Annotated in this window: 9 protein-coding genes; all 9 read right to left on the bottom strand. The window is 49.0% G+C overall.

All coding sequences use genetic code 11. From position 1 onward, the window contains the following. Positions 1-88: 88 nt before the first annotated feature. Positions 89-1,990, bottom strand: a complete 1,902-nt coding sequence (locus FPZ49_RS08295) for a DUF2334 domain-containing protein (protein WP_144845442.1) — start codon at positions 1,988-1,990, stop codon at positions 89-91. 288 nt (positions 1,991-2,278) lie between these two features. Further along, positions 2,279-3,445: a group II intron reverse transcriptase/maturase gene (gene ltrA / locus FPZ49_RS08290; RefSeq protein ID WP_144845440.1), complete on the bottom strand. Its 1,167-nt coding sequence runs from the start codon at positions 3,443-3,445 to the stop codon at positions 2,279-2,281. An 897-nt stretch (positions 3,446-4,342) separates the two neighbouring features. Then, positions 4,343-5,359 carry a copper amine oxidase N-terminal domain-containing protein gene (locus FPZ49_RS08285; protein WP_144845438.1) on the bottom strand — a complete coding sequence of 339 codons (1,017 nt, stop codon included), beginning with the start codon at positions 5,357-5,359 and terminating at the stop codon, positions 4,343-4,345. 246 nt (positions 5,360-5,605) lie between these two features. Next, complete coding sequence (locus FPZ49_RS08280) at positions 5,606-6,337, bottom strand: hypothetical protein (RefSeq protein ID WP_144845436.1); 732 nt, start codon at positions 6,335-6,337, stop codon at positions 5,606-5,608. A gap of 22 nt (positions 6,338-6,359) precedes the next feature. Continuing rightward, a complete protein-coding gene (locus FPZ49_RS08275; protein ID WP_144845434.1) occupies positions 6,360-8,186 on the bottom strand; it encodes a polysaccharide biosynthesis protein in 1,827 nt (608 codons plus the stop codon). Between the two features lie 24 nt (positions 8,187-8,210). Further along, entirely contained in the window at positions 8,211-8,909 is a 699-nt protein-coding gene (locus tag FPZ49_RS08270) for a CpsD/CapB family tyrosine-protein kinase (protein ID WP_144845432.1), read from the bottom strand. Further along, a complete protein-coding gene (locus tag FPZ49_RS08265) occupies positions 8,890-9,648 on the bottom strand; it encodes a YveK family protein (protein WP_144845430.1) in 759 nt (252 codons plus the stop codon). Before FPZ49_RS08265 ends, FPZ49_RS08270 begins: the two co-directional genes overlap by 20 nt. Before the next feature lie 104 nt (positions 9,649-9,752). Then, positions 9,753-12,212, bottom strand: coding sequence for an S-layer homology domain-containing protein (locus FPZ49_RS08260; protein ID WP_186445687.1), 2,460 nt, complete (start codon positions 12,210-12,212; stop codon positions 9,753-9,755). 228 nt (positions 12,213-12,440) lie between these two features. Continuing rightward, positions 12,441-13,205 (bottom strand): tyrosine-protein phosphatase, encoded by a 765-nt coding sequence (locus FPZ49_RS08255; protein WP_144845426.1) that lies wholly within the window; start codon positions 13,203-13,205, stop codon positions 12,441-12,443. Between the last annotated feature and the right edge of the window lie 255 nt (positions 13,206-13,460).

The following is a 13,460-nucleotide window of genomic DNA, read 5'->3' as shown; positions in this document are numbered from 1 at the left end:
CTGAGAGAACCCGAAATTCCTGCTGTACTCGTTGATTTTTGCAACAAAAATTATATAAAAACCGGCCTCTCCTGAGACCGGTTTATGATTATTTAGATTGAAAGGATAAGGCCGTATCCAAAAACCCGTCAGCCCGGTTAAAGAGGCCCAGGTCGCTCTTTCCATTCCCGTCAAAATCAGCAATTGCCAGATCTGCAACAGAATCCGTCTTCCCCCACGGGCCGAAGAACGATAGCAGCTTCCACTCTCCGTCGGTCCGCTTGAGATACACCGTCGATTTCATCGTCACAGGATCGAAGCGAAGCGCATCCTCCAAGCCGTCTCCGTTGAAATCTCCGAATTTGAGCACCCCCTCTTCACTTGGCAAGCCGGTTTCATATTTGCCGACAATCCACTGCAGCGTGGCTACGTCCGCTTGCAGCGTGAGCCCTGCCGAGGCAGCGTTCTTCGTCAGGAACAGGGTCCCGTTTTGCCGCGGCTGCAGGTCACTCCTCAGCTCATTCTTGAACCGATAGGGCTTGAGCGGTTTCAGCTCGCCCTGGTGCTGCAGCCAGCCGCTTAGCTGCATGCGGTCTTGGGACAGAGCCGCAATGACCGTATCCCCATTGGGCTGGCGAAGCGCAAACAAGTTGCTCCAGCGGCGGGGCTCGATCTTCCAGCTGCCCTTCGGCAGGAAGCGATGACCGTCCGAAACGTAGCGCTCCAACTTACCGCTAGAATTCACGATCCAAAAACCGCACGGTCTTTCCTGATCGGGAGGGCTGAGCGCCGCGGCCGAGCCGAAGGCGTAGTCCGCATGCCCCCATTGTGTCGGCGTACCTTGCGCTTCGTTGCGCAGTCCGCGAAAATGCCCTTCGGTCACAAACACCGAACCGCTCTTCGGATCCCAGGTGACCAGATCCGTCTGTCCATCGCCGGTCGCATCGCCTAGCAGCAGTTTCTGCTTTTCATTTCCGGGCGATAGGAGTTTTATACTTTGAGCGGGAGTAAACGGCACATAATCTTGGATAGAATAGAACGTATAACCTTTATCCCGCAAGCCCGTGACCAGCTTTTGCAGTAGGCTCTTGCCCGACTCGTCATACCGGTACTCCGGAATGCCGTCCCTTTGAACCGCTTCACCATTCTCGTCCTTCACAGGAACTAAATTTTTAAATTCCAAAAACGCATGAAAATAAAAAGAGGGCACATTAATGGATTTTCCTACCCGATCGATAATGACCTTCTCATCTTTATTGAACGGAATGTAATCGAACGGAGTTGGAACATACGCTGCTCCAAGTGAGGAAGCGCCAGAAGCATTATTCCGTCCACTGGTGTAAAGCGCAACCGGCGCATACCGGTTGTTCTGCACTTCCGCTTGATAATTTAAACCGAAATAAGCTCGGAACACATTGTCCTGCTCAGCTGTGGTATGATAATGCGGAGCTTCCCAAAATTGCGGCTTCAGCCCGGCATGCTCCATAATAGTCAGCCCTTGCTTCAGCCGGTCTTCGGCGAATCGTGCGGTCAACGTCTCCGCCTGTCCCTGGACATTAAACTCGTTGCCGATCCCAGACTCTTGATGCCCATCTTCCCTGCGAACATCACCCACTTGATGCGTGTAGCCATGCATCCCTAGTGTCGCTCCAGAATCAACGGCTTGATGCAGCACCTTTCGATATGCTTCCGTATACGGATCGTCAGGTTTATCTAAGGGTACATCATACCTGGGCCCATCACTTGGTATATTGATCCATCGCGGAACAACGGCCAAATGATACGCCACATGCTGATCGCGCAAATATTCCAGCACAGCTCTCAGCTTGCCCAGCTGCTCCAGCGAACCGTACTGCCCTCCCGGTCCGATATCCTCCAGCCGCATCAAAACAAGCTTAGGCGTTCGGCCTTCTCCTTCTACCGTTATGATGCGATAAGCTGTCAGCAGCAGACATACCGCAATAGCAGAAGACACGTACCGCAGCCATGCATGTCTTCGTAAGAACGCCACTTCATCAGGCTCCCTTCTAAGTTGAAAAACAGGCGGAGCTAGTTGACAACGGCTCCATCCATATTTTGTTAAGCGCTTACATGTGTGAAGTCTACACTGATTGTATCAAATTTTCTTAACGCCGAATATGATTATTTTTCATGTAGGGTAAGACGAGGAATTACTTCCTCGGACTCCCCGTCAAACCGTGCATGCGGATTTCCCGCACACGGCTTTCCTTCGTCAGTTCCCCATCTTCAGGAGTGAGTTGTCTTCACCCGTCGCCGGGCTGCAAATTTCACGCCTGAATTAGAAACGTGTAGTGAGTAAGCTTGTTAGAAATACCATCCCTGCTGCTTCCAACAACTTGTTTGGAAGCAGGGAGTTGGAAACCGTAGACTTCTTTTTCCGTATGAAGGCTCTAACCCTCATTCGTGTCCATTCGTCCAAACGTTGAAACTTCTTCTTTACGTTCCCTATGCCGAAATAGTTACCAAAACCTCGTGCGATTTCATTCAGTTTCTTAAGCATTTCGCCAAGGTTAATCCCTTGTTGTCTTCGGGTGATATTACGGACTTTATCTTTGTACTTCTTCACTTTTGCGTCAGGTACAATGAGATAGTCCTTCCAGAAGTCGAATCCGAGAAACCGAAACCCATCATCGAAGTGCACAACCTTCGTTTTCTCAGGGTGCATTCGTAGTTGTAGTTCATCTTCTAGGATGGTCTTTGCCACTAGGTATGCTTCTTCTGCCTGTTCCTTTGACTTGCAAAGGATGACTACATCGTCTGCATACCTCACTACGGCAAATCCCTTTTCCTTCATCCCCCAGTCGAAATGATTCAAATATAGATTCGCAAGTAATGGACTAATGACCCCGCCTTGCGGTGACCCGACTTCCGTTTCATGGAACTGGCCATCTTCCATGACTCCTGCGGTAAGCCATCCGCGAATGAGCGTCCGCACTTTCCCGTCAGTAATTCGTTCTTGTACCTTTTCCATCAGCATCTCATGCGGTATTTCATCGAAAAAGGACATGATGTCGAGGTCTACCACATAGTTGTATCCGCCGCGCTTTGCTCGTCGTATCGTCTGAATCGCTTGGTGCGCGGAGTATCCGGGGCGAAAGCCAAAGCTATAGTAGTAAAAGTCTTGCTCAAAGATCGGCTCAATGACTTGGCGTACTGCCTGCTGACATACGCGGTCTCGGATTGTGGGAATTCCTAACGGTCTTAATGTCCCATTTTCCTTCTCAATGAAATGTCGCCTGACAGGGTCGGGTTTATACCGGTCTTGTTGCAGTAGCCTTTGAATTTCTTTTAGGTTTATGCTCACGTTCTTCTCGAACATAGCGATACTCACGCCATCGATTCCGCCGCTTCCTTGGTTCTTCTTTACCGATAGCCAAGCTTCATGCAGATTATCCATTTGGTATACTTTGTCGATCAAAGAGTAGTATCGTCGTTTCGGTTTCATTGGTGTTTCACCACCTTTACCGCTACTCACCAAGCTGGTCTTGTTCTCGCTACAGATGATCGATTCCTTGCTTGTTCCGTCCTGCATAGCTGCGTGTTAGACTTTCGTCAATCGCTCCTGCCATGCAGAACGTACTCAGGTCGCCAGCAGTCCTTTATCCTCCAACGTTCTTTCGTCATCGGCGGGGCGTACCCTCTCGGCTCTGCCCGTTTGTTTAAGGCGCTTACGATCTCTACTCACTTGAACTCACAGGCTTTGACGAAGCACGTTCCCTTTGCCTCTGTCTTCCCTCTTTTGGAGTGGAAGCAGGTTATGCGACTAAGATTTTTTTTTCCCGCGCGCATACTCATCCGAGTTTTACCCTCCAGACTGTTACCAGCTTTCATCGGCTCAGACTTACTCGCTACTACGGAACGATCCGCCATCTCGCAGCCCATCGATTCGGCTTTCCCCTTCGGGTTATACCTCCTCTACCTTGTCCGCGTTTGCGTCAGGGAAGCTACGAGACTTCCCTCAGTTATCTGCACATTCTGTTCCATCCATCCTGACCCTAATCACGTCGATGAGCCTTGCAGGTCATATCCCTTTGTTTGTTTTCCTACAAAGTATGCTGATTCGCATAGGTTTCCCCGTTTTTATGGCGGGTCACCCAACACCGCCGCCACCTCTGGTTCACCGCATTCCGGGCTGGACTTTGCCTGCAGGCCCTTCGGATTCCCTCTCACGAGTGACACCCTGCCAGTCCTTCTCCTTGCTGGAGCTAGGACTTCTGCTTCGGCTACGGCACTTTAAAGGGTAAAGTTACCGGGTGGATTTGAACCACCTAGATTGTGCGACTGTGAGGCGCACATAAAAAACGGGCTCCACTAAGGGAACCCGTTCATAAAGCTTTATGATTTAATTCCCGCTGCCGATTCGTAAGATCAAGTCCGACATAGCTTGTGCTTGGATCTGATCGTAATGATCGCGGTAACCTTGAATGACGCTGCTAGGCAGTTTTCCATCAATGCTGGACATAATGGACTCAAATTGATTGTGGCAATCATTTAGGATTTGCTTCCCCTGGGCGATCAATTGTTTTTGCTTGACGGGGTCTTTTTCACGCACATACTGATCGCCAAGCGGGGTCAACCGATTTCGGCAACTGTTTTCCAACGCAGTCAGTTTAGCTTCCGCTTCCGATTGAATCTGGCTCGTGCTGGCCCCTCCGCTGCTCGCTGAGCCACCTCCACTGCCTCCTACACTTGCAGAGGAACCGCCGCTTCCCATGCTAGTTGAAGAACCGCCACCACTGCCACCGACACCAGAGGTAGATGGGATGTCCGTTTGCGGCTGCTCGGCAACCGGTGCTTCCTTACTCTTGGCGGAGATCGTATAGCTGACCGCATCCCATTCGATTTGACGTCCTACCGACTCCGAGAAAAACCGCAGAGGCACATACAAGCGGTTATCAATGAACAACCCCGATGTCCCCGAGGCCATTTCTTTCGATTGCCCTTGGAATACATACTGTACCTTTTCCTTATAAGCCGTTAACGTTGTAGGGGTCAATTGCGATGCGTCGAACTTGTCCCGTTTCACCGCATCCCGAACCTTCGTATTGAGATTGTATTCGTTAATCTCCTGCTTTTCAATTTTTGATGGTTCGCCCACACTCACTGTGTATGTATCGCCATCCCACTTCACGCCTTGGTTCAAAGAATACGAGATGAACCGAAGTGGAACATACGTGCTGCCTTCATAAATAAACCCCCGCTGATCCTCCGCCGGGGTATACTGCTCCCCATCAAATTCAAATTGCAGCGGCACATAGTACACATCAATATCTGACGCCTTCTGCTCAGCAAAAGCGGTTCCCGTCATTCCAACCAGCAAAATCGCGCTTGCACACAACACTTTAAACTTAGTAAACATGAGCAATCACCAGCCTTCATAAATTTAAATTTAGTAATTGATGTATTTACAATCTACTTTTTTCCAAATAAAATAGAACTAAAGTACTATACTTGGAGGAAGAATGAACTATGCCTTTGATTACGCTCAAGCGAATTTGGACTCCACTGGAACTGGTCGGTATCCAATTGCTGTATGACCCTACGGAAAAGCGCTGGTACATGAAAAAGCCGCGTAAAGCATTAAAAAGAATCTTTTAGTGAGAAATTACTTCTCCTTTAAGGAATCTTGGTAGCTTTTCCCTTGACTAAGCCCATACTTGGCTGCAATCGCAATCAATTGATTATACTCATCCTCCGTCAGCTTCTGGAGGATGATTTTTTTTGCTTCTTTTTTCTCTTCAACAGACAGTCCGTTACTGGCCATCTTCACAAACAGCTGCAGCTCGCTGGGGTTTAGCTTCTTGAGCAGGATCGTCGTGATCTGCGCCTTCTCGGAGAGTGTGGCCGAATCCTGCACTTGCTTCGCCTTATCCGTCGATATATTGGGTTCATATTTGGGCGGCTCCGAATTCGCTCCTGCCCCCTTTTGCTGCTCGACCGGCTTGCTTGGCTCCATGGCGACCGGCAATTTAGGCGCTGCTTTAGCAGGCGATTGGCTTGACGCGGTCACGTCTTGCTTGGGCTGGCTGTCCGACCTTTCCGCCGTCTCGCCATCTTCCTTCGCCTGGCCATGCTGCGGGGGTGGCACCGCAACTGCAGCGCCTGGCTGCGCCTTCGTTTGATCAGCCCCCGCCCCCTGCTGGCCTGCGCTAGCTGGAGCTTGAGCCTCAATGGCAAAAGAAGAGGCCTTCTCCGCCCCCGCTCCTGTCATCAATTTCAAAACATAGGTCGTGGACTCGTACCATGCCAGATAAGCTCCACCGATAAAAAGCACCAGCACAGTCGCTGCGATCAGGACCCCTTTGCGACGCCGTTTCCTCGTTGATATCTGCTTCATGTGATCACCGTATGTATTCAAATCAAGAAATTTTCGTTTTTATGTAGGTAGGAACGACGTTGGCAAGCACATCCCGAACAACGAATGGCTCTTCGAACAGCACGTTCTCAAGCTTTTTCAGCTCGAACTCGACTTGCGCTCTGCTGATTATCGACGGTCGGCCGACAAAAATCCGATCGTGCTTAGTCGAGGTGAGCCCTTCTTCCTTCGTCAGCAGCTCCTCGTACAGCTTCTCTCCAGGACGAATCCCGGAAAATTCGATTGGGATATCCATATGTGGCTCGAAGCCGGACAATCGGATCAAATCCTCCGCGAGCTGAAGAATACGTACCGGAGCGCCCATGTCCAAGATGAAAATTTCTCCGCCCTGAGCGAAGGAGCCGGCTTGGATGACTAGCTGCACCGCCTCCGGTATCGTCATGAAGTAACGGATCATCTCGGGATGCGTGACCGTCACCGGACCCCCAAGCGCAATCTGCTGCTTGAAAAACGGGATCACACTGCCCCGGCTTCCGAGCACATTCCCGAATCTCACAGCGACAAACTTGGTTTTACTGGTCTTGTCCAGCGATTGAATGATCATCTCCGCAATCCGCTTCGTCGTTCCCATAATGCTCGTCGGGTTTACGGCCTTGTCGGAAGAGATCAGTACAAAACGCTCACTGCCATACTGGTCCGCCGCTTCTGCTACATTTTTGGTGCCGAATACGTTATTTTTGATCGCCTCGGCCGGGTTCCGCTCCATCAATGGAACGTGCTTGTGCGCAGCCGCATGAAACACAACCTGAGGCTTATGGATTCGAAAAATATCATGAATGCGTTCCCGGTCTTGAACATCGGCAATAATCGTTTCCAATTGGAGTGCCGGATAAGTCCGTCTCAGCTCCATTTCAATCGTATAGATGCTGTTTTCGCCATGTCCCAGCAGCATCAGGCATTTAGGCTTAAACAAGCTGATTTGTCTGCAAAGCTCCGAGCCGATCGAGCCTCCTGCACCGGTCACCAGCACGGTTTTATTCTCGACATAGTTGGCTATGCCCTCGAGATCGACGCTGACCGGCTCTCGGCCCAGCAAGTCTTCGACCTCGACATCTCGGATTTCTTTGATCGAAACGTTTCCTTCGATCAGGTCACTCAGGCCTGGGATGATCTTCAGCTTCGCTTTAGTCGGCTTGCAAATCTCGATAATGTCCGCCGTTTCCCTTTTAGAAAGGGATGGAATGGCAATAATAATCTCATCAATATTATGTAATTTGACAATATTCGAAATGTCTTTGCGGCTGCCGACTACAGGAATCCCGTGTATGTGCTGCTTGAGTTTATTTTTATCATCATCTATAAAAGCTACAGGATAAAGCGAGGCTTCTTCCTGAGACAGCATTTCTTTCGCAATCATGGCGCCACCATCGCCCGCCCCTATAATCAAAGCATTCATATGTGCTTGCTTGGGTTTATAAATGCGATCTCGGACTAATCTCCAAGCAAATCGGGAACCACCAATCAAAATTAGCAGCGTCTCTAGATTCCGCAACAGGACGGACACAGGAACACGTTCAAAGGTAACCGCAAACACCGCTCCGTACGAGATCAACACACCAATCGTAATCGCTTTGAATAAAGCTACCAACTCACCGACGCTTGCGTATTGCCATACTCGCGTGTACAGCTTAAAGTAGTTCAAGGTGATCAAGCAAACCACGGCCGAAATGAGGCCATATAAGATAGACTGGTTGATAAAGTGCGGAGGGATATGTCCGTCGAAACGAAGCAAATAACACGTATATACGCTAAACCATATGATTACTAAATCCACAAATATTAACATTGATCTTCTTCGTTCGTGGCTCATGGTTTATCCCCCGCAAATTTGACTTTACTTCTTGTTATCCTGCGCACCGTAGTAATAATAGTAATACGATTCCGCATTTTTTCGATCCATATTATTCAGTACAACGCCTAAAATTTTCGCCTTCACATAATCCAGGTTTGCTTTAGCCTTAATCGCCATATCACGCTTTACCTTGCCCGAGTCAATCACGAGGACAACGCCGTCGCATTTGGTAGCGACCAACTGAGCATCGGTAACAGCGAGTGCAGGAGGGGTGTCGATCAAAATCACATCATACTTCCCTCTCAGCTCATCTAGGAAGGCAGTCATCCGTTTGGACGCAAGCATCTCAGATGGGTTGGGCGGAATCGGACCGGAGGTTATGACATCCAAATGGACGATCTCCGTCTCTCGGACGACTTCCTGCAAAGTCGCCTGCCCGGATAACACATTCGTCAGACCCCAACGGTTGGACATTTGGAAGGTGTGATGCATCGTCGGCTTGCGCAGATCGGCATCAATCAGCACTACCCGCTTGTCCGCTTGCGCGTAAGCGACCGCCAGATTCGTTATCGTCGTCGATTTGCCTTCACCCGGACCGGCAGACGTTACCATAATGACCTTGATTTCCTCATCTATCGCCGAAAATTCAATATTCGTCCTTAATGTCCGATACGCTTCCGAAATGGGTGACTTGGGATTTTCATGCGTGATAATCGGTCTTTTATTGGTTGATGGTAACATGCTTGGTTTCACCTACCTGTCTTGATGCCGTTACAGACGGCTTGTGGCTGATCAAATCCTCTTCGTTGATCTTAGCAATCATAGAAAGTGTGGCCAGTCCTAAAACTTCTTTGACATCCTCTTCTGTCTTAATCGTATCGTCGAGATAATCAAGCAAGAAGGCCAAACCGACGGCCAGCATGAGCGATACAACAAAGCTGATAGCAATATTCAACTTCGGATTTGGCTTCACCGGTATTGGCTTATCCATCATCTTCGCTTCATTGAGCAGGGACACGTTATCAACCTTCATAATCGAAGGAATTTCGGATTGAAACACCTTGGAAACGGCATTCACAATGTCGACGGCTTTAGCGTAAGAGTTGTCTTGAACGATCAGGGTCATGACCTGCGTGTTGTTCACCGAGCTCACCGTGATCTTGTTGATTAGCTGTTCTGCCGTCAAATCGAACTGTGGATATTCTCGCACGACTTTATCCATAATCCGAGGTGTTTTGATCACTTCTTTGTAGGTGTCGATGAGTCTTAAGTTCAAGTTGATGGAATTGATATCGACCTGATCCAAGCCCTGACGTTCATTGGACTTATTCACAATCAGCTTGGTCGATGCTTCATATACCGGTCGCAAAAAAAAGTAACTAACAATCCCCGTCGTTAGTGTACAGACGAGAGTAAAGATAAGGATTAACCAGATCCGTTTTCTTATGATCTTAATGTAATCCCTTAGATCCAGTTCCATTATTGGCCTCCATCCTTAGATGTTCCTATACGAAATTTTGGATTTTGATGGTGTTAAAATGGATCCCCCCGCCCTCATCCAGACGACGGAGGGAATCCGATAAATTACTTATTAAGCAGTCGGTAAATCACTACCGCCGCTTGGGCGCGTGTGGAGTTGCTGTCTGGATTAAACTGGCCGCCCTCTTCACCCACGACTATGCCTTGAGCCGCAGACAATGCTACGCCGGACTTCAGGGTGTCGTTAATTGCAGCAACGTCTTTGAAATCCTTCAGCGAGCCGTTCACATCCGCCACCGGCTTCGCATCTTTGAACGCGGACAGCGCTCTAGCCGCCATGGTAGCCATCTCGGCACGCGTGATCTTACCGTTCGGATCAAATACGCCTTCGGAGCGTCCGTTCACCAGGCCGTATTTCACAGCCGTCGCGACATAAGGCTTGAACCAGTCGGCGTCAGACACGTCACCAAAGTTCTCGACTGCTTGAGCGTCCAGGATGCCGAAGGTGTTGACCAGCATCTTAGCAAACTCGGCACGAGTGACCGACTCATTTGGCACAAACAGCTTGGCTTCGCGGCCTTCAAGAATGCCTTTGGCTGCAGCAACTTGAATTTGGCGCCCAGCCCATGCTTTTACCGATGCTGTATCGTCAAACTCCACCTTGTTCTCAACTACGGTGTAGGAGGAGAACCCTGTACGATTGCCTTCAACTTGACCTGTTGCAGCGTTGTACTCACCGCCGTAGAAAATAAGTCCGCCATTTTCGATCTTCGCCAAGGTCAAAAGCTCTTTATCGAACTGAGCTGGGTTGGAAACTGGAAGGCTCAGCTGAACAGGTGTGCTGAACGAAGATACTTGCTGACCGTTTACCGTCATGTTGAATTCGTATACTTCAGAAGCGATCGGCAGCTGGGTTGCGCTGGTTGCCACTGTGCTCTCTTGCTTGCTAACCGAAAGCTTCGTATCGCCGTTAAATGCTGATGGCGAAATCGCTATGCCCACACCGCCCACGTTAAGAGCGATCTGCGACAGCCCGCTGTCTGCAGCTGCTTTCAAGATACTTGCCGAAAGAGGAATATCTACCGCCTTGACCGATATGTCGCCAAGGTTCAGCTTAAGCACTGGCTTCACTACCGGGACATCCTTGCCAGCTACGGCCTTCAAGCCATCGATCAAGCTTTGCGCCTTCGCCGCCAAATCTTTTATTTGGTTAATCATTGCGGTTGTATCCAGCTTCAGCTCGGCCTTGCCGTTCGCTACTACAACATTCGATTTCACATCAATCACGGACGCTTTGGCAAGCGCATCGGCCACTTTTGCTGCAGCCTGCTCGATCAGCTTCGCTTTGTCTACATTGGAAGCTTTCTCGATTTGGCCTTTAATATCGCTAAGATCTTTTTGCGCCGTATCAAGCGGGCTCGACGTTACAGCCCCACCGCCACCGCCACCGCCACCACCGCTTGGCGGGGTTGGATCACTGGAGCCACCATTGGACGGGATATAAAGTGTTACCGCCTGCGGCGATTTGTACAGCTTCTTGCCATTCATGCTGGTAGTAATAGTTGGAACGTTAATTGCACCTTCGAACGTTGTGACCGCAGTATTTCCGCTGATCAAAGAAGCAACGACATAACCACTATTGCTGTTATAAGCCACAGATACATTGGGATTTGAAGATGTCCAAGAGAAAAATCCGGCAGGCATAACCTTGTCGAACGTTTTCAGCTGGTAGTTCTTCGTATTGGTAGTGCTTCCGGTTGTCTCGACCAAAACCGTTTCGGAACGCAGCATCGCAAGGCCAATGCTTTTCACTGCTTCATGCTTCGGATCAGCATAGTCTAAGAGCTTTTGGGCAACGGCTGTAAGCGCATCTTTGGAAATATTCAGGTTACGGAACACAAGTCCCAGCTTGTTATCATTATCAATCGTATTCTTAATAGCGTTTTTAACCATGGTTTTGAGCTGTTCGTTGTCAGTTGTAAACGACAGCATACCTGTCAAGTCAATATCCTTCAGCTGTGTTTTCAATTGACTTTCGAGCGCTTTGGAGAAATCAACTGCCGTTTGTACTTCGAACTGAGTCGTATCCCCGCCGCCCAAAGCAACCAATTCCCGCAGCGTTTCACGGTTTGTCGGGTCATTCAACGAATCCGTCAATTTCTGAGGGTTTGTAGTTAAGAACAGTCCAAGATCGCTGAGCAGTTTGACCAGATTGCTCTCGGTCAGGCTGGCAAAGTTCGTTTTGTCCGGAGTGTTGTCGAGTTTCGCTTGAATTACTTGCCACACCTCGGAAATTCTCGGATAATGTCCGGAACCATCTGTTTCACTAGCATCTTGATACAACCCAGACAGCTTCGTCCGGGCATTGATGACCGATTGCTTCTCCGCATCATCCCACAGGTAGTTCTCAATTACCTGTACTTGCCCCGGAATCGTATCCGCGCTCGCATAGGCAACGCTAATCCCTGCCTTCTCCAGCAATCCATTGCTGCTCAGTGGCAATCCGGCAAACGAACCAAGCACTAGGCTTGCTGCTACCGTCGTTGCAAACACTTTCTTTTTCATTATTTTCATTCCTCTCCCTACTCTTAAAAATATCAAAATTATGTATAAAGCCATAAGTGAAGTAGAGTCTTCACTACTAGCTTTATTGGCAAAGTTCGTTAAAACACTTAATTTTTCGAGCGAATTCCCTACGTCTAAAGCACCAATTTCGTAGTAAATACTACCATGGGGTCGATTTGTGGTCAATGTACTAGAAGATATCTAAATGTTATTTTAGATAGAGACGAATTACCAGATTCGCCACCATGGCTTCGTCTGACCGACTCTGGGAGGTGCCGGAATCGGCTCGCCCCTGACCAGACGATGGGCATTTTCTTGAAAATAATTTACCATTGAATCGCCTACCTTTTCTGACAGGAGCGTATAGGCACCCTGCAGCCCGAAAGCACGCTTCGTCAGATTGTGCGCATCAGAGGAAATAAAATGAACGAGTCCCTCCTTACACCACTGCACACATTTCTTTTGCATCTTGCTTCCGAATACCCCGTTCACCGAATGGCTGGTGAGCTGGGACAAGGCACCGAGCTCAATAAGCCGCATCAGCTTGGCCGGCTGAGCCGCTAGCTCCATGTTGCGTTCGGGGTGTGCAATAATAGGGATTTTGCGAAGCACGCGCAGCTCATGAATGAGATCCTCCGTGTTGGAAGGCACTTCACCTGAAGGAAGCTCTAGCAATAGATAAGGTGAATTATGTAAGGCTATTGCCTGATTCGACTGTAGATCATCGATTAAGCGATCATAGATGCGAATTTCTTGTCCTTGAAGAATACTGAGCGGAATGCGCTCCTGCACGAGCCTGTCATTCAGCTCCTGCACCTGGCTTGCAACCCGCGTACCGGGATTATCGTATTTTCCATTAGCATGATGCGGTGTGGCGATCACGACCGAAATGCCTTCCACTACGGCCGCCTTGGCCATACGAATCGCTTCGTCCATGTCCTCAGCACCATCATCGATCCCGGGTAAAATGTGCGTATGAATATCAATCATCATGTCTTAACTCCTACTTCCGCCGTAGTCTGATGCCAATGTCTATTCATCTATTCTATTTAATGATCGGTCCGAAATCCGTGTGTTTAGATACAATATACCCAGAAAATGTTACAAACCTATGAAATGATTATATCGATTTTCATCGAAACTTGTCTTCCATTAAATCTATTGATCCTTTGCAAATTTAATTATTGTAATCTCATTTACTAGCCTTTCCGGTGGCGATATAATGAAAGAACTGTCAAACTTTACGGA

The organism is Paenibacillus cremeus (assembly GCF_007786445.1).
Lineage (GTDB): Bacteria > Bacillota > Bacilli > Paenibacillales > NBRC-103111 > Paenibacillus_G > Paenibacillus_G cremeus.
Note: the sequence above shows the minus strand (reverse complement) of the source record. Positions and strands in the feature narration are given on the sequence as shown.